The organism is Cobetia sp. 5-25-4-2 (genome assembly GCF_013374075.1).
In the GTDB taxonomy this organism is placed as follows: domain Bacteria; phylum Pseudomonadota; class Gammaproteobacteria; order Pseudomonadales; family Halomonadaceae; genus Cobetia; species Cobetia marina.
In genome coordinates this window covers 287,423-313,752 of record NZ_BLWK01000005.1, presented here as the reverse complement: position 1 = coordinate 313,752, position 26,330 = coordinate 287,423, and the positions used below count along the sequence as shown (strand labels likewise).

15 protein-coding genes are annotated in these 26,330 nt (G+C 55.1%); 6 read left to right on the top strand and 9 right to left on the bottom strand.

Annotation, left to right across the window (positions count from 1 at the left end; genetic code table 11):
* Positions 1–248: 248 nt before the first annotated feature.
* A complete protein-coding gene (speB, locus tag HXS65_RS12425; RefSeq protein ID WP_176493997.1) occupies positions 249–1,199 on the bottom strand; it encodes an agmatinase in 951 nt (316 codons plus the stop codon).
* A gap of 58 nt (positions 1,200–1,257) precedes the next feature.
* Between speB and HXS65_RS12420 the strand changes: the two genes are divergently transcribed.
* The 4 genes from HXS65_RS12420 to HXS65_RS12400 all read left to right on the top strand — a co-directional run bounded on the left by HXS65_RS12420 (position 1,258) and on the right by HXS65_RS12400 (position 13,838).
* Positions 1,258–1,398, top strand: coding sequence for a hypothetical protein (locus tag HXS65_RS12420; RefSeq protein ID WP_176493996.1), 141 nt, complete (start codon positions 1,258–1,260; stop codon positions 1,396–1,398).
* Between the two features lie 248 nt (positions 1,399–1,646).
* On the top strand, positions 1,647–3,302 hold the full coding sequence (locus tag HXS65_RS12410) for a sigma-54-dependent Fis family transcriptional regulator (RefSeq protein ID WP_255304506.1): 1,656 nt from the start codon (positions 1,647–1,649) through the stop codon (positions 3,300–3,302).
* A gap of 841 nt (positions 3,303–4,143) precedes the next feature.
* Positions 4,144–7,497: an STY4851/ECs_5259 family protein gene (locus HXS65_RS12405; RefSeq protein ID WP_308483184.1), complete on the top strand. Its 3,354-nt coding sequence runs from the start codon at positions 4,144–4,146 to the stop codon at positions 7,495–7,497.
* Positions 7,498–7,517: 20 nt separating this feature from the next.
* Positions 7,518–13,838, top strand: coding sequence for a DEAD/DEAH box helicase (locus HXS65_RS12400; protein ID WP_176493994.1), 6,321 nt, complete (start codon positions 7,518–7,520; stop codon positions 13,836–13,838).
* A gap of 688 nt (positions 13,839–14,526) precedes the next feature.
* Here the strand turns inward: HXS65_RS12400 and HXS65_RS12395 are convergent.
* Positions 14,527–15,618, bottom strand: coding sequence for a hypothetical protein (locus HXS65_RS12395; protein ID WP_176493993.1), 1,092 nt, complete (start codon positions 15,616–15,618; stop codon positions 14,527–14,529).
* 157 nt (positions 15,619–15,775) lie between these two features.
* Between HXS65_RS12395 and HXS65_RS12390 the strand changes: the two genes are divergently transcribed.
* Positions 15,776–16,285 carry an OsmC family protein gene (locus HXS65_RS12390; protein WP_176493992.1) on the top strand — a complete coding sequence of 170 codons (510 nt, stop codon included), beginning with the start codon at positions 15,776–15,778 and terminating at the stop codon, positions 16,283–16,285.
* A 197-nt stretch (positions 16,286–16,482) separates the two neighbouring features.
* Here the strand turns inward: HXS65_RS12390 and HXS65_RS12385 are convergent, their stop codons facing one another.
* The 5 genes from HXS65_RS12385 to HXS65_RS12365 form a co-directional block, all read right to left on the bottom strand.
* A complete protein-coding gene (locus HXS65_RS12385; RefSeq protein WP_176493991.1) occupies positions 16,483–17,151 on the bottom strand; it encodes an RraA family protein in 669 nt (222 codons plus the stop codon).
* 22 nt (positions 17,152–17,173) lie between these two features.
* Complete coding sequence (locus tag HXS65_RS12380; protein ID WP_077376018.1) at positions 17,174–18,478, bottom strand: TRAP transporter large permease subunit; 1,305 nt, start codon at positions 18,476–18,478, stop codon at positions 17,174–17,176.
* Positions 18,479–18,481: 3 nt separating this feature from the next.
* Complete coding sequence (locus HXS65_RS12375; protein ID WP_141391557.1) at positions 18,482–19,033, bottom strand: TRAP transporter small permease; 552 nt, start codon at positions 19,031–19,033, stop codon at positions 18,482–18,484.
* A 10-nt stretch (positions 19,034–19,043) separates the two neighbouring features.
* Positions 19,044–20,033 (bottom strand): TRAP transporter substrate-binding protein DctP, encoded by a 990-nt coding sequence (gene dctP / locus HXS65_RS12370; RefSeq protein ID WP_084208578.1) that lies wholly within the window; start codon positions 20,031–20,033, stop codon positions 19,044–19,046.
* 633 nt (positions 20,034–20,666) lie between these two features.
* Positions 20,667–22,094: a sodium:solute symporter gene (locus tag HXS65_RS12365; protein ID WP_176493990.1), complete on the bottom strand. Its 1,428-nt coding sequence runs from the start codon at positions 22,092–22,094 to the stop codon at positions 20,667–20,669.
* 187 nt (positions 22,095–22,281) lie between these two features.
* On the opposite strand from HXS65_RS12365, the gene HXS65_RS12360 reads away from it, so the two are divergent.
* On the top strand, positions 22,282–23,286 hold the full coding sequence (locus HXS65_RS12360; RefSeq protein WP_084208581.1) for a LysR family transcriptional regulator: 1,005 nt from the start codon (positions 22,282–22,284) through the stop codon (positions 23,284–23,286).
* Positions 23,287–23,447: 161 nt separating this feature from the next.
* Here the strand turns inward: HXS65_RS12360 and HXS65_RS12355 are convergent, their stop codons facing one another.
* Both HXS65_RS12355 and HXS65_RS12350 read right to left on the bottom strand, forming a co-directional pair.
* Entirely contained in the window at positions 23,448–24,980 is a 1,533-nt protein-coding gene (locus tag HXS65_RS12355) for an aldehyde dehydrogenase (RefSeq protein WP_176493989.1), read from the bottom strand.
* On the bottom strand, positions 24,977–26,329 hold the full coding sequence (locus tag HXS65_RS12350) for a Zn-dependent hydrolase (protein WP_176493988.1): 1,353 nt from the start codon (positions 26,327–26,329) through the stop codon (positions 24,977–24,979). The genes HXS65_RS12355 and HXS65_RS12350 overlap by 4 nt, the downstream gene beginning before the upstream one ends.
* Between the last annotated feature and the right edge of the window lies 1 nt (position 26,330).

Sequence of the window (26,330 nt, the reverse complement as noted above, 5' to 3'; positions counted from 1 at the left end):
CGCTGGGGTCGCGGCGGAGTCAGACGCGGAGTCATGCTGGGACGGTGCGTGCTCCGCCGTCGGGTCGATGCTGGTTGTCATTCGGGTCACCTTGATCTTGTTGTAATGGTCAGGCTCTGATCGGTCATTCGGCATGCGACATGCCGTCTTCGCGGGGGATTCTTCACGTGCCAGGGACGGGACAGGCCCCTGGCACGCGACCCGCCCTCCGGCGGGGTCTTTCACTGGCTATGGAGGCGCGGTGCGACTCAGTCGCGCTGTTGCACGCCCGGCAGTACGCAGAGCATCTCGTAGAGCAGGGTCGCGCCCATCAGCGCGGTGTTGCCGCTGGTGTCGTAGGGTGGGGAGACTTCCATCAGGTCACCGCCGACGATATTGAGGCCACGTGCGCCGCGCACGATTTCCATGCCCTGGGGCATGGTCAGGCCGCCGGCTTCCACGGTGCCGGTGCCGGGGGCGACGGAGGGGTCCAGTCCGTCGATGTCGAAGGTGATGTACACCGGGCGATCGCCCATCATGTCACGCACTTCGGCCATCAGCGGGGCGAGTGACTTGAACCAGCACATCTCGGCGGTTTCCACGCGGAAGCCCTGCTGACGGCACCAGTCGAAGTCATCGGCGGAGTAGCCGGTGCCACGCAGGCCGATCTGCACCACGCGGTGGCTGTCGAGCAGGCCTTCTTCCTGGGCGCGACGAATCGGCGTGCCGTGGGCGATGGGCTCGCCGAACATGTGGTCATTCACGTCGGCGTGGGCATCGATGTGGATCAGACCGACTGGCCCGTGCTTCTTGGCGATGGCGCGCAGCACCGGCAGGGTGACGGTGTGGTCACCGCCCAGGGTGAGCGGCACGCAATCGTGTCTGAGCACTTCATCGTAGAATTTCTCGATGATGTCCATGCTCTTGGGCAGGTGGAAGGTGTTGATCGGCACATCGCCGATGTCCGCCACCTGCAGGCTGTCGAAGGGCGCGGCGCGGGTGGCCATGTTGTAGGGGCGCAGCATGCGCGATTCATCACGGATCTGACGCGGGCCGAGGCGCGCGCCCGGACGGTTGGAGGTACCGATGTCCAGCGGAATGCCGATGAAGGCGGCATCCAGGCCTTCTGCGGTTTCCTGAGCCGGCAGGCGCATCATGGTGGCCGGGCCGCCGAAACGTGGCATGTCGTTGCCGCCCAGTGGCTGATTGAATTCGCTCATCTGTCTCTCCAGGGTCTTGAGTCGCTCGTAATTCTCTGACGACGAGCGGGGTATTGTGATGGTTCGCCTGATCGCCTGGCCGGACGGTGTCATGAAAGCCGGCGATCTTCCTTGGCGCATACCCCAGCATTGCAGTAACCATGCCAATTTTCAGACGATTGATTTTATTGGATTTTTTAAAGAGGTGGTTGTCGAGTGATTCATTTGTGGATCACTCTTCCGCTAATACCGATTCAAAAATGGATCGTCGATTCATTTGTGGATCACATTCAGGCATCATCGAGAGTGTCTTTTAGCGCAGTACTTGCAGCGCACTGTCAGGTAGTGCGCTGTCGTCAAAAGCACCTCTTGAAAGACGTGCAAGAAAGAGCCGGTAAAAAGAAGTGCTGGAAAGACCTGATAGATAGCCCCGCCCCGATTCACAGGCTCGACCATGAGGTGCCCGCCATGTCAGAGCTCGACCACCAGATTCTCAAGACCATCATCGACACCGCCCATGACCACTATTTCGTGGTGAGCGCGGATGGCCAGGTGCTGGATGTCAGCCCCGGCGCCGCGGCGGTCTATGGCATGACGCGTGAGGCGCTGTGTGCCGCCAACGTGCATGACCTGGAAGCCAGCGGGGTGCTCAAGCCCTCCATCAGCCTGGAGGTGCTGCGCACGGGGCGAACGCTGCAGATGATGCAGCTCACCGCCACTGGACGGCGAGTGGTGGCGCAGGCGCATCCGGTATTCGTCGCGGGCAAGCTCGAGTGCGTGGTCAGCCGCTCGATGGATCTCACCGATATCCAGCTGCTGCAGCAGGAATATGCCGTGCTCCAGCAGCGCTTCACGGATCACCTGCGGCGCAACTCGCGGGGCAGTGAGCTGGGCGGGGGGAGTGCGGGGGAAAGTGATTGGGGGGCGGTGGGGAGTGCGCGCTCCGGTGCCGAGCAGACCACCCATGACGCGCAGCAGCAGGGGCGTGCCCTGTGCGAGCAGGCCGCGCGCGAGCAGGCGGAATGCGAAGACGCCGCGCTGGAACTGGGCGAGCTACAGGTCAAAAGCCCCGTGATGCGGGAGATAGCGCTGCTGCTCAAGCGGGTCGCGCCCACCAACGCCACGGTACTGATGCTGGGCGAATCCGGGGTCGGCAAGACGGCCTTCGCCCATCAACTGCATCGCTGGAGCCAACGCGCCGACGGCCCCTTCATCGAGGTGAACTGTGGCGCCATCCCCGAAAGCCTGTTCGAGTCCGAGATGTTCGGCTATCAAGCCGGTGCCTTCACCGGCGCGGGCAATCGCGGCAAGGCGGGCCTGATGGAACAGGCCGAAGGCGGCACCCTGTTTCTGGATGAAATCGGTGAGCTGCCGCTCGCCACCCAGACCAAGCTGCTCAAGGTGATTCAGGACGGAATGATCACCCGCCTGGGCGACACCACCACCCGCCGCGCCGACTTCCGACTGGTCGTCGCCACCAATCAAGACCTCGCCGCCCGCGTGGAGCAGGGACAATTCCGCCTCGACCTCTACTACCGCATCAATGTGCTCCCCGTCAGCCTGCCCCCGCTGCGCGAACGCCGCGAAGACATTCCCGCCCTGATAGAGCAACACCTCTCACGCCTCAATCAACGTCACAGTCGCCGCAAACTCCTCGACGCTACCCTATGGCCCGTCCTCATGCGCCAGGACTGGCTCGGCAATATCCGCGAACTGGAAAACTGGCTGGAACGCGCCTGGCTCAGCGCCCCAAGTGATGTCATCGACAGCGACTCAGTGAAAACACTGCTCAACACTTGTTCCACGAATAACGCTAATGGACTAGGCAATTCATTTGGCTTCAGTAATGAAAAATCTAATGGAATAGGCGTTAATGATAGTTTTACCACTGCCGATAACTCTCATAGTCCCAATTCTCTCTCAGAGCCTGCCGCTGAGGGGGCGGTAGCCATGCCAATACCCAAACTCGGCCCCAACGAAACGCTCAAGGAAGGTTTGGCACGCATCGAAGCACAATGGCTACGCGAGATGGCAGCCGAGCTGCCGAGCACTTATGCGATAGCCAAGAGGGCAGGGATCAGCCAGCCGTCTGTGGTAAGGAAGATGATGAAGTTGAAAAATTGATTTCCTTGTATCTGTATTCGTCGTAGCACCTAGATATTATAGATTAAGTCTATCACTTAGGACCACTTGATATAAGTAAGTGGCCCAGTGTCATTATCCTCACTGCTTTGTCGACCAAAGTGAAGAAGAGCATGATCTACTAATAGATTATCTAAACTCAATAATACAAGATTCATGTATACCATGATGTAAGGCTGTATTAGGACAGATCGCTGATGTCCTCTTTTGGCATATGCGTCAACCATAAATAATATAATACACCGGGCACCGGGAGGCGTATACGTAATAGGGGGTTAGCCAGGCTGGTAGAGCGTCGAAGCTGCTTCCTCTTGGTCGTATGTTTCTCTAGCTCACAGCGGGATAATATAACAGATGATCTGACCGTAGATTTGTAATTCTGCTCGTAATTCGCTGACTATGAAGCATTCGCCAAGATTTTGTCAGTAGTGATATATTATGTGGTTCCTCTTGCGCTAGCCAGAAAGAGACTAACGAAAACACCGATTGCTTGATTCTTCAGTACTTTACAAAGGGAACGGACTATCTGGAGGTCAGTAATGCAAAGCTAAACAAGACGATCGAGAAGTTGAATGACTGCTCCCGAGGTGACCCAGCTATCGAGCACCAGTCATATGTTTTACGGGAGTATTTAGGAGTTTCGAATGCCGCGGGTGGTGCTTTTGATATTTGTATCCACGCTCAATAATGTATATGTTCATCTATTACTAAACAATCACTATTCTGGGCTGTAAAAAATATACACCTCGTAAGGCGCTGCATCATTAAGTGCAGATAGCTGCCATGCAGAATGACAAAGTAAACGGTCTGAATTATTCCCCTAATGGTGGTTAATTATACAGGACTCGGCAACTCTCAAAGGGTGATAATCATGTCGCAATCAGTCTATAAATGCTCGACTTGGCTAACCGACTTTCTACAACGTAGGGGGAGCAAGCACCCTGATCAGCGCGGGCTCTATGAGTATCATTGCAGTTACGAAGAGTACCTCGGGCTTCAGAAACTGCTGGTTCAGCTTGGAAGTTTTGATATGGCTGTAAAGGATAGGGCCGGTTGTGCTTGCTTCGTTCTTTTTTGCTCAGAGTGGTACCGGCGTGAGTACCTAGGTGAGTATGGGTGGAGCTGGGATCCTATCTGGAACGTGCTGGGTTATAGTCTTTCACCGATAGAATTGAGAAAAGTGGTTCCTAGAGGTTTAGAGGATTACTGGAAGCGTCCGATTCATTTTTACGAGTCGGACCGGCGTAATTTTTTAGGCTCTTTATTTGCAGAGGGCGGATTGCCGTTTCAGGTGCTGCGCGAAGAAGGAAGCCGCTTTTATGCTCTGTTTGACCGAGTATTAAAGCAGCATGATCAATGGCATCTAATGGGCTATAGCACGGCCCAACAGGTGGAGAGAATACTTGAAGCCAGCAACTTGCCCCAAGTTTTCTCCTCGCCGGCTTCAGTCGAGCTGATCGCACGAATGGCAGACCAATTATTGACGCTGGTGCGAAACTATTGTCTGGAGCAAGAAAATGAACCGGTTGCCTTGCTTGATGTAAAAAATCCTAGGTGGCGTGAGCTTTTTCCGCTACCTCTAGATAATCAGACCGGTAATAACCTGCTCAATAGCCTACTTAATACTGCAACAGTAGAGGGGAAGCGGCGGCGAAAAGCTACGGGAGACTGGGCGTGCCGACATTTCTGGAACGAATCCCAGCCAGAAGTGCTCAAGGTACAGGTGTCTATGCCGGATGAAGTGATCTTTGAATTAACGTCACAGCCGTCTACGACACGGTTTGAACTAGTGTTGGTCGAAGCAGGTAATACGATAGCAATACTTGGTCCTTGCTATGCAGTAGTGGATAACAACACCGCCAAAGTTAGGGTGCGTCAGCGAGAGATTTTGGGTAAGCGCAGAGATCCAAACACACCTCTGAGCCTAGTTGCTATGGCAGGCGGTTCAATTATCGCATCGATACCTATTAATTCTAGCACTATTGCTCTTGGCGAGGTTCCAATTGGATTTGTACCGGCTAATGATAGCTGGAAAATGTGCGGGCAAGCTTCCTTCAATATGGCGAATGAAGAGCTTATAGTTGTATTACCACGAGGCAGTAAGTTTAGTGAGCCTGATAGTGTTAGCAAGCTCCATATTGTCGAGGGTCCTAGTTTTTGCTCCTTAAGGTCCATAAAAATACAGGGTAAGGCCGAGCTAGAAATCTCTTGCGACGAGATATACAGAGTTCGTACAGGGCATTCGACCGGCGCTGTGCTAGGACTCGAGCTAGATGGATCTCAGTTACAGTGGACAACTAAGCCCTCTCTTACATTTTTGGGGCTCCCCAAGGAGCAGTGGCAGAACACTGCTGACAGTATACATCGGCATGAAAGCCAGCTCTATGTGGGGGGAATGTTGCCTGGCCACGGTGTCTTACAGGAGGTGTTAGGTACTCAGTATGTGTCTGTGCGTAACACTAAAGGAGACACGTTACTGCGGCGTAAAGTGGGCATTTTGCCAGCTGACTTTCGCTTGGAATTACGTAGTGGTAATACCCCTGGAGAGGGCAGTATTTTTGTTTATTCCAATCAACGCTGCCTTTACCAGATAGTCGGAGAGTCTGTGCGGGCCAAACAAATAAAAGGTGAAGATTATACAGAGCTGAGGTTGTCAGCAGATGGGCTCCCGCCGGTAAATCTATCACTTGTGATCACTCCTAGTCTTATTGCGGACCCTATTACGATTGAACTGCCATATCCAAGCTGTGGTTGTATTGCTTTTGATTCCTTTGGTCACCTACTAAATCGAGATATATGTGTTGATGACCTGCTAGGTGTGAAGCTGTATTTGTTTGGTCGGAGTGGAGTGCCAACCAAGTTCAAGCTAGAATTAACTTTACGTGGGCAGAAAGCCCGTAATGCTAGCTATAGCTGGTCTTATACTGTGGATGAAAAGCCGATAGAAATAAGCTTATTTAGCATCCGCGAGCAAATTATTGATCTGTTATCCCTTGATTCTGGAATTGATCAAACGGTAGAGATGCGAGTTTTCGGCAATAGTATGGATGAGATGTATCGGATTAGAAGATATGCAACTGTGATAGAGGTAGAAAAAGATTTCCAGGGCTTGAGAGTAAGGAACTTCAAAAATGTGTGTGATGTCTTGCCTGAGCCAGTCCTTATGTCGCTGTATGACCCGATGCGAAGCTCTGTTCTTGTACCTTCCCGGCGTAGCGAAGGAGTACCTACAGGAGAGTTTGAGTTGCCTGCTTTGGTTGAACGCGATGGTCCGTGGTTAGTTGTTCCTAAAAAAAATTCTGCTGTGTCGTTTCGGCCATTCTTTATCACTGGTGCGTGGACAATTGACAGCCAGCATGATGAAGCACAAAGCTTGCAGAAGGCTGTCCTGATGTTCGATCATGCTTCGGCTGACAGCTCGTTCACTCCGGTTTTGGATGCTATGGCTAATAACCCCATGCACAGTGGTTGGAGCTTTTTGCGTGCCTTGTATGATAATTATGGCTACCTACCTCTCGCCACATTTGAGGTATGGAGAGCCTTGGTGAGGCATAAAGCGCTGTGCATGGCGTTATTCAAATTTGAGATGGATCCAGTGCTTCTTGGCCGAATCGAGTCTGAATTTCCTATTCTTTGGGAGTTTTTACCAATCGGCGATATGCAGGCGTCTGCAAGACGGTTTGAGGCTTTCCTGAAAGAAAACGGTGTCGCCAAAGAAATTGCTGAAACCTTGGTTGGCCGGATGCTTGTCCGATTGGGGGGGGGCTTTCCAGCATATGGTGATAATGTTCAGCACTATCTTTTAGGCGCCACAGTAAGATCAAAGAGTCAGTTACCTTTAGAGATTTTCAGGCCGGTTGTGTCTTGCTGGTATCAAGAGCTAATACGTGACCGTAGTGAAGCAATTTGGCCAGAATTTGGAGGCGCACGCTTACAACGATGGGCTCTAGCACAATCTGACTCGGTGATCTCCTTCAAGCCAGAAATGGACTTCCGCAATGCAGTGGTATACCTGCCTGTTTTTGCAGCAGCCGTTGCTAGCGGTAAGGTCTGCTTTACAGAAGTTTTTGAAGAAAGCGCCGAGGTAGTTTTTTTTCTACGGCAAGTGCGTAATTTTGATACAAAATGGTTTAATTCTGTTTACCAGTATAGTTTGTTAAATAATGTTTTTAATTGATGTTAAGGAAATAAAGAGTTATGAAACACTATTTTTCATCATTGATTGAACAGTCAGCATACCGTACAGCCGAAGCCACCTTGGGCGTTCTTAGTATCACAGATGCAGGGCTACGAGAGCATTTGAGTGGCATCATGCATCATGAGTGTGATCAAGAAGGTTCCTTCCTTGCTCCACCTATGTTCGAGCAGACTTTTGGATGGGAAGAGTCTGATGTAAATATGGCTCAGTTAGCCGATGGCCAGCAGCTGCTGAGCAGGGAAGTGGTGGATTCTCTCGATAACAAGGATAACGGACGCTACCGCTTTGGTGCTGACTGGAAACCCTTTGCTCATCAGTTAGCGAGCTGGCAGTCCTTGTTACAGCAAAAACGTTCTTTGATTGTTACCAGTGGTACCGGCTCAGGTAAAACAGAATGCTTTATGGTTCCGATTCTGGATGATCTGTACCGAGAGTATAAACATAACGGTAATCAGCCATTGGTTGGAGTGCGGGCGCTGTTTCTTTACCCGCTTAACGCTTTAATCAACTCACAGCGTGAGCGTTTAAATGCCTGGACACAAAGCTTTGGTTCTGGAATCCGTTACTGCCTGTATAACGGTAATACCGAAGAGCTGAAAGCCAATAAACGCACTGAACAGAAGCAGCATCCTAATGAAATATTGTCCCGCGAGCTGATGCGCGAAGAGCCTGCACCTATCTTGGTCACCAACGGCACAATGCTTGAATACATGATGGTACGTCAGGTTGATGCGCCTATTGTACAAATCTCCCGTCGGCAGAAGTCGTTGCGCTGGATTGTTTTGGACGAGGCTCACACCTACGTAGGTTCTCAAGCTGCCGAGCTAGCCCTACAACTACGTCGAGTGATGACTGCCTTTGGTGTCACGCCGAATGAGGTCAGATTTGTTGCTACTTCTGCGACTATTGCCGGGGAAGGAGCCGCAGAACAGTTGAAGCAGTTTCTGTCTGATCTATCTGGGGTGCCGGTCGAGCAGATCGATGTTCTGGGGGGGCGTCGCGTAGAGCCTAAATTGGATGTATGCCAGTCACGGCAGACTTCGCTTGATACTCTTGAGCAGATACCAGCAACCAACACAGACCAGCCAGAAGTGAATCCTGAGTGCTTTGATGCTTTGGTTCACTCATCCATTGCACGGTCTTTGAGAGACCTATTAGTCAATTCCCCCACACCCTTAAAACTGACAGAACTGGTTGATCACTTGAATCAGAGTGGTAAGCACTCTCTCAGTAAAGGTGAGGTGTTACGTTGGCTAGACCTGTGTACCGGTACTCAACCCAGTGCAGAGGATCCTGCCTTCTTAAAGCTACGCGCACATTTATTCCAACGTACCACCCAAGGGCTCTGGGCCTGCTTCGATAAAAGCTGTTCAGCAAAACAAGGTACACCACTACAGCAAGATTGGCCCTTCGGATATGTCTACGTTAGTCAGCGGCAAACTTGCAGCTGTGGTAGCCCTGTTTTTGAACTGGTGCTATGTAATGACTGTAATGAGCCACATTTGTTGGCTCGGGACAAAATGAACAAGCTAATTCAATGGGATGGATCTACTGGAGATGAGTTTTCACTTCAGTCTGAGGTTTCAAGCGATTTGGAAGCTGATGGTCTTTTAACATCTGCTTTAGGGGTAAGTATAATCCCTTTGGTTCTTAGTTCGGATAGAGCTGATAGTAAAGGGTACAGCGTACATGAATTTGAAAAAACAACCGGGGAGTTCAATGCCACTCAAGATGGCGGGGTTAAGCTTGGATTAATAGATCACGACATTACATGCAGCCGCAAAAATTGCGGTCATAGTGGCTTCAAAGGTGGGTTACCATTCCGTCGAGCGATGTTGGGAAGTCCATTCTATGTGGCAAATGCGGTACCTACTGTTCTTGAATACTGCCAAGATTTTCAGCCGGAAGACAAATCCGCTCCCGGTCCTCAATCTTTGCCGGGTAGAGGGCGTAGGCTTATTACCTTTACTGATAGCCGTCAGGGTACAGCTCGTATGTCCGTGCGTATGCAACAGGAAGCTGAACGAAGCAGATTGCGTGGTCTAGTCGTTGAGAGTATTGGTTGGTTTCAGAGAAGCCAAGTAGAAGAACAGAAGGCACCAGATGGCCTAAATCCGGAAATGATAGAAAAACTCATAACCAAAGCTAATGAAGACGCTGATATGTATATTCAGCTTGGGTTACTTGAGCAAGCAAAAGTTGAAAAAGACAAAGTTTTAAATTTTAATGAAATGCTCGCTACTGCTACGGGGGGGGAAGTACGGACTAAGCTCATTGTCCTGCCTTGGAGGCAACTAATTGATGACCTGAAACAACGTAACGATCTGAAAGGGCCGATGCTGCTTGCTAATAAATATCAAAAACCTGAAGTTTTCGCGGAGACTGATGGGCCGCATAAGTTAGCTGAAATGCTTTTATTTCGCGAATTCATGCGACGGCCGAAAAGGCAAAACAGCTTGGAGACGCAAGGACTGATTAAAGTCAGTTACCAAGGATTGGATAAAGTGCACAAGTTACCTAATCTCTGGGAGATGAAAGGTTTAACTCATCAGGACTGGGTAGATTTTTTAAAGGTGGCGTTGGACTTTCACGTGCGTGAGAACAGCTACATTCAAATTGATGAGGGCTGGAAAGACTGGATCGGTAGCCGTTTTTCTTCAAAAGCACTGCTCTCGCCAGAGTCAAAAGAGAAAGATGAAAATCGAGTCAAGCGCTGGCCGCAGATCCGTAATGGTAACCACTCTCAACGCTTGATTAAGCTGCTTTCGTTAGGAGCGGGCTTAAACCCTTCCAATCCTTCTGATTCTGACTTGGTGAATGACTGGTTGAAAGCTGCTTGGTTACAATTAACTCAGCCAGGGTCTGCTTTAAAGTCTGATGGTAATCAGTTCTCCCTGCCTCGGGAGCATATTTTTTTCTCCCTAATTGACCAAGCATTCATTTGCCCAGTGACCAATAAGCTGTTTGATACAACTTTTAAAGGTTTTACCCCATACCTTCCAACACATATAAATTTCTCTACGCTTACGGAAGAAAAACGTAAGTTATATGTCTGCGACCAGGTTGAAATGCCTGACGTGTGGAAGTTTGATCGCTCACAGGATAATGCTATTGCAGGCTTGACTAGAATTCGGGAACAGGTTATGCAAGCCCCCGAAATCTGTGCTCTACGTGCTAGAAACTTATGGACAGATATTAATGACCGTGCGGTAGAGGGTGGGTTCTATTACCGCACCGCAGAGCACTCGGCACAGCAATCATCTGAGCGTCTTGGTTCTTATGAAGATATGTTTAAGAAGGGAAAAATCAATGTCCTGAATTGTTCTACCACCATGGAAATGGGTGTGGATATTGGGGGCATATCGGCAGTAGTAATGAACAATGTGCCACCACACCCAGCTAATTATCAGCAGCGTGCGGGTCGTGCGGGACGCAGCAAGGAGTCCAGAGCATTTGCTTATACCTTGTGTAAGAATAATCCACATGATCTTCAAGTTTTTGCAAATCCGAGTTGGCCTTTCGATACAAAAATCCCCGCACCCGCTGTAGCTTTGAACTCTAGGCGACTTGTGCAGCGGCATGTTAACTCATTGCTGTTGTCTGATTTTCTGTGCAACCAGGTCGGACCGACCCAGAAAGAAAAAACCAGTCTCAATACGCAGTGGTTCTATGATGACACTAAGGGGCCTTCACAGTGCGATCGTTTAATCGCATTACTTGGCAACTCTACGTCAGATATTGATAAAGCGATAGGGTTTCTGGTAAAGGGTACTGCACTAGCGGGAGTAGAAGCGTATCAACTACGACGTGAATCAATGAAGTCGCTTCAAAAGTTGCAGGATCGCTGGTTGACTGTATACCGCTATTTGTCAGAAGAGGAACAACAAGCTAAAGGGAGCGGTTCATACCTCAAGCGGCTGCAGATAGAGAAAACCCGACACTGTAACGAGTATTTATTGCGTGACCTTTCTGCCCGTATTTGGTTACCGGGTTACGGATTTCCAACTGATGTAGTTAATTTTGACAACTTTACCATTGAAGACTATCTGCGTGAAAAGGGAGGGATCGAGGTAAAACGTGATCGAGAGGATAGCGTATCCCGTTACAAAGGACTCCCTTCCCGTAATCTAGCAATTGCTATTCGTGAATATGCGCCGGGTGCGGAAATTGTTCTGGATGGTCGCGTCTTTAGGTCGGCAGGCATTTCTCTACACTGGCACAATCTGAACTTGGATGCTAAAGAGGCTCAAAAAATAGACGTTGCTTGGCGCTGCGATGGCTGCGGTCAGTCAGGCTATGAAGAGGGGTTAGTAAAGAAAGCCGAGTTGGTGTGTACCAACAGTAAATGCGCCGCGCCGATTAAGTACTCTAACATACGTAGAGTTATACAGCCTGCAGGCTTTGTGACTGATGCGTACCAATCGGCTTCAAATAACATTCAACATCAAAAATTTATCCCAGTTGAAACATCTTGGGTCTTCGTACATGCAGATCGGACTCCATTACCTAATCCTATCCTTGGCTCGATGGCTTATGGGGCTGATGGCCGTGTATTTCATCATAGCTCTGGTGAGAATGGGGCAGGTTTTGCACTGTGTATGAGCTGTGGCCGCGCTGAATCGATGAAAGCCAGGGATGAATTTCCTGTTGAGCTATCGCCGTCGGGTGAGCACTACCCACCACGCCCTTCTAAAGAAGATAAGGATCAACAAAATAAGCGTCTACCTTGCCGGGGCAGTGGTAGCATTATGGCTAATATTAGCCTAGGTGCTCGTTCCTCCACTGATGTCTTCGAGCTGATGCTACGAAATCCTGTTAGCGGTGAGTATCTGGCCGATACACCGGAAGGCAGGAACACTGCTTTGACCTTGGCTGTTGCTCTGCGTTCTGCACTCGCTGAAACCTTGGGGGTATCAGCATCTGAACTCGGCTATGCAACACGGCCTAGCAAGCTGGATGATGGTCAAGCTGTCAGTATAATTCAGCTTTATGATGTGATTAGTGGTGGGGCTGGGTTTGCGACCACCTCCCCCCTCTATATAGAGGGTGTTTTGCGCGCTATGGTTGACCAGTTGCATTGTGCTCATTGTATAACAGGATGTAGTGAATGCTTGATCGATTCACAAACACGGCATGATTATAATAGTTTAAACCGACAAAGTGCTTTGGATTGGTTAGGCAGTGATTTTTCACAGTATATCTGCTTGCCAGAAGAAGATAAGCTTTCCTTATCTGACGGCCAATACGAGCCAGGTAGTATAGAGACGGCCTTGCGTCGCTTGATTAATTCAGGTGCGTCCAGGCTAACATTGTTCGCAAAAGATGAGGTAGCTGATTGGGATATACAGGCACCTCAGTTTAAACGCGCGTTACAGAACTACGTACTGACTGATGGCGTGGTGGTTGATCTAATCATTCCTGCAGACATCACTGATACAGAAATTCTTCAAGATCTTTCTAATTTCTCAGATATAGGTATAAATATTGGCTATGAGAAAACATCTCACAGCCATAAGTATGCAGCTCAAGTGACGATAGGAAGTGAAATATATACTTTGGCGTCTCGAAGTATAATTGCTATGCTCCCTGGTTCAGCTTGGCATCAAAGCGATGAATTAGTTGTACTTTCCAAACTGCAGCCAGCCATATCATGGGAAAAAATGAGCTTAAACTTTCCATCAGATACTGGGGCAGTGGATGTGCAAATTCAAGATGAACTCAACGGTTCTTTGCAAACATTTGGGGAACGTTTTTGGGAGTTTGTTTGTAACCAGAATCCGAACATTTCTACAGTACTAGGAACAGAAAAAATAATTAAGATTACTTATTCGGATCGTTATATTCAGAACCCGGCAGTGATCGCTATTCTAGGAGCGCTATTTTTGCCTTTGAGAGTTCTTATTTCTGAAAGTGCTAACGTTCAGATCTGTACGTTATTTAAAATTAGCCACACTCAAGGGAAGAAAGCATTTGATAACTGGGCCAAAGAAGAAGACTTCCAATACTTTGCAGATAAATGGATATCGGCAATGGTTGGTAAGAATGTTGATGTTGTAATTAAGAAATCAAATCGTGATATTCCACATCATCGTAAGCTAGACCTAGAGTTCGAAAGTGGTAAAACACTGAAAGTCCAGTTTGATCAGGGTGTCGCTTACTGGAGAGTGCGCTTCGGTTCCCATAGAGATATATGGTTCGACTTTGACCAGTCAATGGACAGTCAGCTACTGCAAATGTCTAAAGTGATAGATACGGCCGAAGTACACAATTCAGAGAAAAAATGGGCTACGGATGTGCTAGTAAAGATTCACGAGGGGTGATCGAAATGGCTCGAAGCTACCGAAAGAGATTCGGGCCATTTGATTAGCATAACCTCTTCATTTATCTAGCAGCTGCTGATATGCATCGCTAAGAAATTATCAAAGTATGGTAGCCAACAGAGTGCCAATAACTCGTTTCGCGAACATTATTTTAAATAAATATAGAATATGTTCTATCCTCTGGACCACCTTACAAACCATCTAATCTTGAATCGGTTCATCATCGGCATAAGGTCGGTCTTGCTTAGTGCTTGGCAGAAATAGTGCGTTTATAGATGATTGCGAGCCATAGACTCTCTTCCGATAATGGTTGATACTACCGACCATTATACTTGAGGACGAAATTCATAGATAATCTACAATACGATAATAAGTTGAGTTTTTTCATCTCGAGTAGTAAGTGTAGTGCCTTTGATATCCAAGGCGCGTGTATACTTCCCAGAATTTGATAGTCGATACTTTCTCAGAGAGAGTCATCTTCTATTTCGACGCACTTTGTGTAGCTTAGCATCCTAGATTAATAGGATGCTTTATGTACTAATTGTATAAATGTAAGCATTAGAGTGGTTCTTAGCCAGCTTAGATATTATGACTGAAAGGAATGTTTATTTTGCTAGTTGATCAATTGTAAGTATTTTATTAATTACACGTTATGCAGTCGACAATTTCTGAGGTTCTCTTTAACGAATTAATTTCTCTCCATCACCACCAAACTCCTCATCACCCCTTCACATAGCGGCTTGATCTCGCTGAAGCCTTCCTCGACGGTGAGGTCTGTCTTGGCTTTGGTGTAGGCGGTGCCGTCGGCGGCGGGGTGATAGCTGGTGCAGTGCAGGCGGATCAGCTTGTCATCAAGGAAGAGGCCGTATTCGCGGGTCTGCGAGGTGATGGGTGTGCCCTGGTGCCGCTGTGTCATGGCGATATCGAACCAGTAGGCCTGACGGTGATCCACTCGGGTCAGGCCGGAGTCGAGCATCTGACTGTTGATGGGCGCCCACTGGGCCAGCGTATTGGTGGAGGCCATCACCTTGAGCTGCGTGTCACTGACGGTGTCGCCATGCAGGTCATAGATCTCGAGGATGATCATGTCGGTGCCGGTACCGGCCTGACTCTGCCACTTCTGCACGATATGCGGTAGGCGACCCTCGGCGGCAGACCACGAGGCGGGCAGGTGCAGCGCGAGGTTGATGCCCAGCGACTTGGCATGGCCCTTGGAATGGAATTCCTGGAAATAGCCGTCGTACAGTTCGTACACCGGCTCTATCTGGTACTTGGTCGCCAGCAGGAATTCCTTGAAGGGTGAGGGCAGGTATTCGCCCTCGGCACGCAGGCGGATGGCCTCGATGAAGCGGGCGGCGAAGTCGGTGGTCAGCTTGTCGGCGGTCAGTTGCGGGGCCAGTTCCTTCTGCATCTGCCGGCGAATCCCGTCGAGCACTTCGCGTGCATGCTCGCGCCCCATCAGGCTTTCGAGGTTGTCCGCGAGTCGTGTGGTGATATCGGGGAAGGCATTGGCGAAGTAGGCGGAGGCAAGGTCAGCGTCATGCGCGAGTTCAGGATAGGTCTCGGCGATACGCGCCAGCGTGATGTCCTGAGCGATGACGAAGCCGTAGGTGCTGCTCAGGGTATTGATGACCCGAGGCGTGGGGCGGAACTGTGCGGCGTCGGCGCGTGCCGATGCACCGGGCGTCATGAGACATAAGCCCAGGCCGAGCCCGACTGTCAGGGCGGCGATTGCCAGCCCGGGAATCCCGGTAAACCGTCGTCCAGCTGCAAACGCCATGCGTGACATCCTGTCAGAGTGCGAATGTGCCAATCCTATCATCGGGGTGTGGGGACTTCTTGCTTCCCCTCCCTGATTGGAAGACTAATCATGCGGAAGTATCAGGCGGCACGTCATGCCGGCGTCCGCGCTCCCCTTGTGAAGAGACCCCCAGACAATGACGTTCAGACAACACCTTTATTCGGTTGATCTCGAGTGGACCGGCAATCGCGGCGAGGGCACCACGCATTACACCGCCTATGAGCGCGATTTCGTGGCCCGTGTCAGTGGCAAGCCGAGCCTCGAAGGCTCCGCGGACCCTGCCTTTCGGGGCGATGCTGGCCGCTGGAATCCGGAAGACATGCTGGTGGCTTCCGTCTCGGCCTGCCACAAGCTGTGGTATCTGCACCTGTGTGCTGAGGCCGGCATTCGTGTCATGAGCTATCACGACCACGCCGAGGGCACGATGCAGGAAGGCACGCCCGCCGCTGATGGCAAGACTCAGACAGAGAGCCAGGGCGAGGCGGGGCGTTTCACCTCCATTGTCCTGCGACCCGAGATCACGCTGGCCGCCGGCGACGATATCGCGCTCGCCCATGAGCTGCACCACCGGGCGCATGCGCTGTGCTTCATCGCCAACTCGCTGAATTTCCCGGTCAGCTGTGAAGCGGTGATCACCCATCAGTGATATGTAGCAGTCAGCCCGCGTCAGACTGACCGTGTCAGTTAACCGTGTCAGACTGACCGTGTCAGAACCCGAAAGGCCACCAGAGCAATCTGGTGGCCTTTTTTGCTTTCAGCATTTCTCTAAAGAAACAGCGTCTTTCCAAAGAATCAGCATCTCTCTAAAGAAACAGTATCTCGCGACCTGATCAAGCGGGGTGATCAACCCCGTGCGTTCACTTCCTCAATCAGCTGGCTTGCACCAGTGAGGTCGGGCAGGCAGGCACCCTCGGCGATCTTCGTCAGCAGCACGTCTTCCGCTTCTTGCACCTCGATGGCGTGGGTGGCGATGGCGGAGACTTCTGAGGGGGCCATGACGATGACACCGCTCTCGTCAGCGAGGATGGCATCGCCCGGATTGACGACCACGCCGCCAATGCTGACCGGCACGTTGAGCGCGCCGCCGATCCCGGCGAAGCGGGTGGTGAGCGAGGCGACCCCGCGACTCCACACCGGGAAATGCTTGTCGCGAATGGTCAGCGCATCGGTGGCCATGCCGTCGATCACCACGCCTGCCACGCCCAGGCGTGAGGCGACCGTGGTCATCACGCCGCCCCAGCAGGCGCGGTGGCGATCGCCCTGACGATGCACGATGAGCACATCACCCGGGCGTACCAGACGCATCAGGTGGTTGAGCAGGGTGCCATCTTCCGGTGGCAGCGAGACGGTGACGGCGGTGCCGGCAATCCGTACCTGGGGCAGCATGCAGGCAATCGCCGGTTCGACGAAGCCGTGGGTGTGGAAGTGGCCGATGGTGGCCGTCTCGCACTGGGTGAGCTGTGCCAGCAGCTCCGGCGCGACCTGGTCTGGCATGTCATTGAGTTGGTACATGGAAGTCTCTCGGCGTGGTCGGTCAGATCAGGCTGGGCAGGAAGGTGGTGAGTGCCGGTACCCAGTAGAGCATCAGCATCGCGAACAGGAAGCAGATGACGATGGGCCAGGCGGCGGCGTAGATGGTCTGCATCGGGGTCGCGGGGGCGGCACCTTTCACCGCGAACAGGTTGTAGCCGAAGGGCGGGGTGAGACTGCCCACCGAGATGTTGATCAAGAACAGCGTCCAGAACCACACCGGGTCAAAGCCATACAGCTTGACCAGCGGCGCGTAGATGGGGATCACCACCATCATGAAGGCGATCTGGTCGATGAACATGCAGGCGATCAGCGGAATCAGCATCAGGATCAGCAGCATCCAGACCGGATCGAGATCCAGTCCGGTCACGCTGCTCACCAGACCGCTGGTGGCGCCGGTGAAGCTCAACAGCTGCGAGAACAGCTTCGAACACGCCAGGATCAGGATGATCATGGTGCTGACCTTCAGCGAGGACATCACCGCTTCGCCCGCCATCTTGAAGGAGAACTTGCGGTAGTAGGCGGCGACCAGCAGTGAGCCCAGCACGCCGGTGGCAGCGGACTCGGACGGTGTGGCGATACCGAGCAGGATCAACCCGAGCACGGCGAAGATGATGATGCTGAACGGCAGCATGTTGATCAGGGCACGACGCTTCTCCTTTGCCGTACCGCCACCGCTTTCATCGACCGGCGGCGCACGGCGCGGGTCCAGCGTGATGCGCACCTTCACGTAGAGGATGAACAGCGCAGCCAGCAGGATACCCGGCAGAATACCGGCGATCAGCAGCCGCGCGATGGAGACATCCACCATCGAGCCGATGATGATCACCAACAGGCTCGGCGGGATGATCGGCGCGAGACTCGCCCCACCCAGAATCAGGCCGATGGAGAGCTTGTCGTCATAGCCGCGCTCCTGCATGGTCGGCAGCGCCGAGCGGCTGAGCATGGCGGTCACGGCCAGTGCCGAGCCGGACAGGGCACCGAACAGGGTCGAGAGGGCGACGACGAAGAAGTAGAGACGGCCTTTCATGCGGCCCATCAGGGCATCCAGCGAGTCGAAGATCACATCGATGGAGCCGGAGCGGAACAGCAGCTCCCCCATCAGCACGAACAGCGCGATGGTGGTCAGCGTCTCCGAGGTCATGCTGTCGTAGACACTGTTGGCGAACATGCCGAAACCGGCGGTGCCCATCAACCACAGCGTGCCCAGCACGTTGATGGTCAGGAAGGCGGCGAAGACGGGGATGCCGAGGGCGAACAGGCCCATCAGCAAGGCGATGGCCAGGCCCAGAGAGAAATACCATTCCATGACTCAGGGTCCTTTTCTGGCGTCGGTGGTCGCCGAGGAGGCGGCGGAGTCGGAGTCGTCCGATGGGGTCGCCTCGGGCGCGGCGCGCGTGAAGGCGTGGCGCAGGAAGTAGAGGGCCGCATTGATCAACGCGTAGGCGATGAAGGAGGACACCCAGACCTTGGGGATATCGAGCCCCATGGCGGTGGTGGTGTGGTACTGGAACTGACGCAGACTTTCCTGCAGGCAGATCCAGCCGGCCACGGCGCAGACGCCGCCGGTGATCAGCGCCAGCAGGCGGTCATAGAGGGCGCGGGTGGCAGGGCTGAGGCGTTCCGGCAGCACGGTGATGGCGATATGGCCATGGGTACGAGCCAGTTCCGGCGCGGCCAGCGAGATGGAGAGGCACAGCAGGTAGGCCACCATCGCGCCGGACCACAGGGTGGGCGAATTGAAGAAATAGCGCGCGATGACTTCCAGCCAGAAGCACAGGACGATGCCACACAGGGTGACACCGCCTAGAAGGAAGCCTGCTCGCGTCACGCCGTCATGCACACGTGCAAGCAGGGTTGGCATGGTGGATTCCTTACTCGCTGACGGTGGTCAGGTGCTTCTCGATCGCCAGCTCGCGCATGGCGGTCACGGCTTCCGGCGACTTGTCGATGCCCAGCTGCCAGATACCGTCGGTGACCAGGGCATCCAGACGCTCGGCGTCTTCCGGGGCGAATTCGGTGGCCTGCATGCCAGCCTCGTTCAGCGCCTTCCATTCCTCGATCGCCAGTTCATCCAGCACCGGGACGATCTCGGTCTCCAGCTGACGGCCCTCGTCAAGCAGCACCTTCTGCTGCTCTGGGGTCAGGCTGTTGAAGGCGTTCAAGTTCATCAGCACGAAGTTGTAAGTCTGACCGAAGGTCGGCTTGGAGTAGTAGCCGGCGACTTCCTGCCAGCCCATGTCCTTGACGCCATTCAGGCCCCAGGCCGCGCCGTCGATCACGCCACGGTCCATCGCGGAATAGACATCGCCACTGGACATCAGCACCGGCGTACCGCCCAGCCCCTTGGTGACATTGGTATAGGTGGGACTGCCGCGCAGACGACGCCCGTCCAGACCCGGCGTGCCGGTGATCGGCTCCTTCAGCACGTACTGGAAACCATGGCTGCCCAGCGGCGGAATCGCGATCAGCTTGAGGCCCAGGCCGTTGTAGTGCTCATCGACCATGTCCCACAGGCCGGATTCGCGGGTCTGTTCCGGATTCACCGCCACGCCATCCATCGCCGCGCCAACGCCAGTGGTGTTGGTGTGATAGGCGGCGTGGGTGTAGAGCAGCTGGAAGACACCAGCAGCGACGGGCTGCAGCTGCTCGAAGGGCGGCACGACGTCCGGGCCGGTCAGCTGGATGGTGAGGTCGGCAGCGTCATTGGCTTCGACTTCCTTGATGAAGCGCTGGGCGATTTCACGGGAATAGGCGGTGGTCTGGTCGTAACTGGACAGCATGCGCAGTTCGGTGGCCATTGACTGGGTGGCCGGGAGCAGTGCGAGCAGCGGGAGCAACAGAGCGGGCTTGAGGGTTTTCATAGCAGTTTCCACTTTATCGTTATTGTGTCGGGTGATGCTGACTGCACGTACCTGGTGGGATCAGATAGCCAGGAGGTGCAGCGGCGTCCCTTGCGACTTGTCGTTGATGGTACGTCTTCAATCTATGAGCCGCCTTGGCTGCGGTCAACGAATCATCAGCCTTTTGGGCTTTCAAATTTCAATATGCAGTATTTGCGAGATTTATGTAAGAAAACCTGTGTGTTTTGTCCAGTGACTTCCAGCGCCAATTCGAGGGGCATATTTCGGAAATTCAAGGAAAATTCTCGGTACGAACCACAAGGCAACACGAGATGATCCTGGTAGAGAATCCAGAGTGATACTGGCAGATAGTCCAGAGTACTTCTGACCGATACAGGGGGATGAATCTGGTGGAAAGCGATGGAATACAAGGTGAGAACGCAAGGGAAGGGAGAGAAGAAGAGGAAAGAACAGACACCACTGCAAGAAAGACAAGAACCGCAGGGCTTCGAGCGAAGATCGCAACAAGGCCCCGGTTCTCGATGTCGTGATGACCGCATCGGGAACCGGGGCTTCATGTTGCATGCATCATGTGTCATGCATGACGAGGCGTGCCCCAGTGTCTGACAGCGGCGCGAGCCCCGCTCATCAGGCTCAGCGCGTGGCGGTGTCGGTCGCGAGGCTGAGGCTCGGCTTGCGCAGCGCCAACGGCATCAGTGCCAGCGAGACCGGCAGGCCGATCATCACCGGATGCAGCCCGAAGGGATGGCCCAGCAGCTGCCAGAGAATGGCGGTGGCAAGCCCGCCCCACATCATGATCACCCCGCCGCGCGGGTCTGGCGAGCGGCGACACAGGGCCACCACCGTCGGCACCAGTACCCCGCAGACCAGCATCGCGCTGCCGAGAATCCAGATGTCCAGCAGACGCGGGGCGTAGAGTGCCAAGCCCAGCGAAATCAAGGACATGGCGATCACCGAGTGACGACTCATGCGCAGCATGAAGGCATCATCACGGCCCTTCATGCGCGGCTTGATCACGTCATTGGCAATCGACGAGGCGCCGGCGATGAAGAACGAATCCGCACACGAGATGATGGTCGCCAGCAGCACCACGACCATGCTGACCATCAGCGGCAGTGGCAGGGTGGCCTTGATGATGGCGTAGAAGGACAGATCCGGGTTGGCGACCGCGATGTCCAGACCCAGCCTGGCGAAGGCACCGATCAACACCACGGCACCACCGACCAGCAGCGTGAAGACGATGGCCACGGCGTAGCCGGTGCGTGCCGCCTTGAGGCTGCGCGCGGCCCAGAAGCGCTGCCAAAGGTCCTGGCGCACGAACTGATAGGCGCCGATGGTCAGCATGTAGACCGCCAGTTCATGGCCGGAGATGCCGGTCAGGCTCATGAAGTCAGGGCTGCCCTGTGGTGTGGGCGATGCACTGATGATCTCCCAGCTGCCGCTGGCGTAGTAGACGGTGACCAGCAGGAAGAAGATGCCCAGTGTCTGCAGGGTACCGAGAATCGCATCCGACCAGATGACCGCCATCAGGCCGCCCAGCCACGTCTTGGCGGTCAGCAGCGCCCAGGTCAGCAGGATACCCACCGGCAGCGCCAGGCCGAATACCAGCTTGAGCACCGTGGCCACCGCCACGAACTGCATGCCGGTGATGGCCGCGTAGGCGCACAGGATGCTCAGTAGAGTGGGGAGTCTGACCCCCTCGCCGAAACGGCTGACCAGAAAGTCGGCCAGTGTCACCATCTCCAGGCGCCGGCCTTCGGCGTGAATCTTGCCGATGAAGAAGTACAGCGCGATGCCGGCGACGGTCATGCCCACCGGCAGCCACAGCTGCCCCATGCCGAAGGTGTAGCCCTTGGAGACGAAGCCCAGCAGGGTGGAGCCGCCGACGGCAGTGCCGACAAGCGTGCAGATCAGCGGAAAGGTCGCGGTGGAACGGCCGGCGACATTGTAGTCATCATAGGTCTTGATACGGCGAAAGAAATACAGCGAAAGCCCCATCAGAAATAGGCCACATGCTATGATCATGATCGAGAGAATCTCGGTTTCTCGGCTATCGAACATTGTCATTTTTCCGCATTGTTGATGTTGTATTGATCGTCATTTCCAGCTTGAGAGAAAGGCAATATATCACTCAAGTGGATGGCAATGACGAGGCAGTGCTGACTTTCATGCTACCTGGCTCGTCACGAAGACGTTGCGTGGCCATTGCCACGCCGGGTGCGTCATTTTCTGGACAGGAATCCTCGCCATGCGACCCATCCATGACACTCTGGACTGGAACCTGCTGAGAACCTTCATCGTCATCGTTCAGGAGGAAAGTGTCAGTCGAGCGGCAGCCCGTCTCTATCTGTCCCAGCCGGCGGTGAGTCTGTCACTCAAGCGTCTGGAAGAGCGTCTCGGGCAACGGTTGATCGAACGAGACAGTCACAGCTTTCGCGTGACAGGGGCGGGGCAGGTGGTCTATCGCGAGGCCGTGGAGATCTACGCCAACGTGGCGCGTCTCGCCTCTGAGGTGGGCAACAGTCATACGGAGATTTCCGGGCATGTCTCGCTCCTTTTCATTACCGGCATCGAGTGCCGATTCCTTGATAGCGTGTTCGCGCGCTTTCATCGCTGTTTCCCCCAGGTCACCTTCTCGATCCAGGAGATGTCCAGTCACGAGGTGCAGCAGGGCCTGTTGCAGCGCCAGGGCGCTCTGGGCATCTGCCTGGCGCAGCAGACACCGGAGCCACTGATGTCCCAGGTGCTGGCGCGCCAGAATTACCGCTACTTCTGTGGTCGCATGCATCCGCTCTTCGGTCAGCAGAATCTGCCGCTGGAGGCGCTGCGCAATGAGCGTTATGTCTCCTTCGGCAGCGAGCAGCTCGATGGCGTGCTGTCTCCGCTGGCGATGTTCCGCGCCCGCGAGGGCTTGCAGGGCCCGGTGATCGGTCAATCCAGCAGCCTGCAGGAAATCCGCCGCATGGTGCTGGCCGGCTGGGGCATCGGCTGCATGCCGGAGCACATCGTGCGGCGTGAGGTCGAGGAGCAGCAGCTGTGGCCCTTGCCACCCTACGGTGGCGTGGCCGATATCGACCTGCATCTGATGTGGCACCGTGAGGCGCGTTTCAGCGCCGCCGAATCCACCTTCGTCGACTTCCTGCACAACGCGCTGGCCAAGGTGCCGCTGGAAGAACGTCTGCATCGCGGTCTGGAAATGCAGCTGCCGGACCCCAATGCCGTGCTGGCCAGTGACGGCGCGCCCGCCACTTGAGCCACCCCTGGCGCTCGATCAAGACCTTGTCGTGAAGACCGTCCTCAAGCCCGTCCTGAAGCCCGTTCTGAAGCGCGTTCTGAATGGCCCGCGCCGCTGTCACCAGAGAGTCCGGGTGGCAGCGGCGCTTCGGGGGCGCCCCTCGAGGGCCGACCGACGGCTCAATAGGCCAGATTGATCCAGGTGGTCTTCAGGTCGGAGTACTTGTCCAGCGCGTGCAGTGACTTGTCACGCCCGAATCCGGACTGCTTGACGCCACCGAAGGGCACGCTGATATCGCCATCGGCGTAGCAGTTGATCCACACCAGCCCCGCCTTCAAACGCCGCGAGACACGATGGGCACGCGCCAGATCCCGCGTCCACAGCCCAGCGCCCAGGCCATAGATGGAATCATTGGCCAGTTCGATGGCTTCTTCCTCGCCGCTGAAGCGGGTCACGCCCAGCACCGGGCCGAAGATTTCCTCGCGCATCACGGTGCTGTTCTGGCCGCCTTCCACGATGGTCGGCTCCAGATACCAGCCGCCGGAGGTGGCGTCGCTGGGAGCGATGGCGCGGCCGCCCTGGTGCAGCGTCATGCCTTCCGAGAGCGCCGTCTCGACGAAGCCGAGCACCTTCTCGTGGTGGTCCGCGCTGACCAGTGCGCCCATGCGCGTGGCCGGGTCGAGCGGATCACCGGCCGGCATGGCACGGGCGCAGGCGATCAGGCGCGGCATGAAGTCATCGAAGATGGCCTCATCGACGTACAGGCGGGAGCCGGCGATGCAGACTTCGCCCTGATTGATGAATATGGCGTCTGCCGCAGCGCGTGCGGCCATGTCGAGATCCGGGCAATCGGCGAACACGATATGCGGCGACTTGCCGCCGCATTCCAGCCACACCCGCTTCAAGTTGGAGTCGCTGGCGTAGCGCATGAAGCGCTTGCCGGTGGCGGTGGAGCCGGTGAAGGCCAGCGCATCGACTTCCATGTGCAGGCCAAGCGCCTGGCCCGCCACCGCGCCCAGCCCCGGCGTGACGTTGAAGACGCCCGCCGGAAGGCCGGCTTCATCGGCGAGTGCCGCCAGACGCAGCGCACTCAGGCTTGAGGATTCGGCCGGCTTGAGTACCACGCTGTTGCCCAGCGCCAGCGCCGGGGCGAACTTCCACGACGCGATCATCAGCGGGAAGTTCCACGGCACCACCGCCGCGACCACGCCCAGCGCTTCACGGGTAATGGTGGCGTGCACGTTCTCGCCGGTGGGCGCGATTTCGTCGTAATGCTTGTCGATGGCCTCGGCATACCAGTCCACCGCGCGCGCGGTTTCCGCCAGATCAAAGCCCAGGCTGTCGCCGATCGGCTTGCCCATCTCCAGTGTCTGCAGCAGCGCCAGTTCTTCGGCATTGTCGCGGATCAGCTGGGCAAAGCACTGCAGAACGGCCTTGCGCGCCTGGGGTGACTGGCGCGACCACACGCCGGAGTCGAAGGCACGCCGCGCCGCCATCACGGCGCGGTCGATGTCCTGCTCGGTGCAGGCGGTGACATGTGCCAGCACGTCGCCGGTGGCCGGATTCCAGGCCGGAAAGGTGTCGCAGCCGGTGCTTTCCACATAGGCACCGTCGATGAAGGCACGGGTCTCGAAGGTCAGCGCTGCCGCGCGCTGCTGCCAGTCGGCATGGGTCAGTGGGGCGGCAGTGGTCGAAGCAGTGGCAGTGCTCATTGGACGTTCTCCGCGGTGTTGTGGGTCGCATTGGCGTCGTCATTGTCAGCGCTGGCGCTGACGACACCGGCGCGCTTGAGCATCGCCAGCAGCAGGACGTTGGCGCCGGCTTCGAGATCGGCAGGCTCGGCGTTCTCGCTCTCGTTGTGACTGATGCCGTCCTCGCAGGGCACGAAGATCATCGCCACCGGATTGATGCCGGCGATCTGCACGGCGTCGTGACCGGCACCGGTTTCCATGTCGCGGAAGCTGAGGTTCAGTTCTTGACTTGCGCTGCGCACCATCTCGATCAGTTCCGGCGCGAAGGGCGTCGGCGGAATGTGCTGCACTTCGATCAGTTCGACATCGACGCGTTGCTTGTCAGCCTGATTGGCCGCGTGATGCTTGAGGCACAGCGCCTTGAGCTGGTCGTGCATCTCGGCCAGTACCGCCGGTTCCAGATGACGCAGGTCGACGCTGAAACGCACCTGGCCCGGAATCACGTTGCGCGAGTTGGGGTGCACATTGAATTCGCCACAGGTGACGCGGCCGTTGGGCTGGTAGTCATCGGCCAGCGTGAGGATGTCGCTGACCAGCGCGCAGGCGGTCTTTAGCGCATCGCGACGGTAATGCATCGGCGTCGGGCCGGCGTGGGCTTCCTGACCGCTGACCACCACGTCGAACCAGTGCAGGCCCAGCGAGCCGGTGACGGCCCCGATGGTGATCTCCTCCTGCTCCAGCACCGGGCCCTGCTCGATGTGCGCCTCGAAATAGGCGCCGAAATCATGGCTGCCCACCGCCACGTCGCCGGCATAGCCGGTGCGCTCAAGCGACGCGGCAACGCTGTCGCCGTCACGGTCGGTGGCAGCCAGTGCCTTCTCCAGCGGGATCAGGCCCGCATGCACGCCGGACCCCATCATCACCGGCACGAAGCGGCTGCCTTCCTCGTTGGTCCAGATCACCACTTCCAGCGGCGCTTCGGTCTCGATGCCGTGCTCATCCAGCACGCGCATGACTTCCAGGCCAGCCAGCACGCCGAAGCAGCCGTCGAACTTGCCGCCGGTGGGCTGGGTATCGATATGGCTGCCGGTGGCCACCGGCGGCAGGCTGTCATCGCGGCCCGGACGGCGGGCGAAGATGTTGCCGATCTCGTCGACGCGCAGCGTCAGGCCAGCGGCTTCCAGCCAGCCGGTGACCAGCTCGCGGCCGGCGCGGTCTTCTTCGGTGAGGGCCAGACGGCAGTTGCCGCCCTTGGGCGTCGCACCGATCTCGGCCAGTGTCATCAGCGCGTCCCACAGGCGCTTGCCATCGACGCGCAGGGCGAGGGAGTCCAGCACGTCTTGAGTCGCTTGAGTTGAGGGTGTGCTCATG

Excerpts from the sequence above, each read along its gene's own strand:
- HXS65_RS12400 (WP_176493994.1), top strand. The coding sequence starts at position 7,518 with ATGAAACACTATTTTTCATCATTGATTGAACAGTCAGCATACCGTACA.
- HXS65_RS12380 (WP_077376018.1), bottom strand. The coding sequence starts at position 18,478 with ATGGAATGGTATTTCTCTCTGGGCCTGGCCATCGCCTTGCTGATGGGC.
- HXS65_RS12420 (WP_176493996.1), top strand. The coding sequence starts at position 1,258 with ATGGTTCGCCTGATCGCCTGGCCGGACGGTGTCATGAAAGCCGGCGAT.
- HXS65_RS12350 (WP_176493988.1), bottom strand. The coding sequence starts at position 26,329 with ATGAGCACACCCTCAACTCAAGCGACTCAAGACGTGCTGGACTCCCTC.
- HXS65_RS12395 (WP_176493993.1), bottom strand. The coding sequence starts at position 15,618 with ATGGCGTTTGCAGCTGGACGACGGTTTACCGGGATTCCCGGGCTGGCA.
- HXS65_RS12360 (WP_084208581.1), top strand. The coding sequence starts at position 22,282 with ATGCGACCCATCCATGACACTCTGGACTGGAACCTGCTGAGAACCTTC.
- HXS65_RS12365 (WP_176493990.1), bottom strand. The coding sequence starts at position 22,094 with ATGTTCGATAGCCGAGAAACCGAGATTCTCTCGATCATGATCATAGCA.
- dctP (WP_084208578.1), bottom strand. The coding sequence starts at position 20,033 with ATGAAAACCCTCAAGCCCGCTCTGTTGCTCCCGCTGCTCGCACTGCTC.
- speB (WP_176493997.1), bottom strand. The coding sequence starts at position 1,199 with ATGAGCGAATTCAATCAGCCACTGGGCGGCAACGACATGCCACGTTTC.
- HXS65_RS12355 (WP_176493989.1), bottom strand. The coding sequence starts at position 24,980 with ATGAGCACTGCCACTGCTTCGACCACTGCCGCCCCACTGACCCATGCC.
- HXS65_RS12390 (WP_176493992.1), top strand. The coding sequence starts at position 15,776 with ATGACGTTCAGACAACACCTTTATTCGGTTGATCTCGAGTGGACCGGC.
- HXS65_RS12375 (WP_141391557.1), bottom strand. The coding sequence starts at position 19,033 with ATGCCAACCCTGCTTGCACGTGTGCATGACGGCGTGACGCGAGCAGGC.
- HXS65_RS12405 (WP_308483184.1), top strand. The coding sequence starts at position 4,144 with ATGGTGGTTAATTATACAGGACTCGGCAACTCTCAAAGGGTGATAATC.
- HXS65_RS12410 (WP_255304506.1), top strand. The coding sequence starts at position 1,647 with ATGTCAGAGCTCGACCACCAGATTCTCAAGACCATCATCGACACCGCC.
- HXS65_RS12385 (WP_176493991.1), bottom strand. The coding sequence starts at position 17,151 with ATGTACCAACTCAATGACATGCCAGACCAGGTCGCGCCGGAGCTGCTG.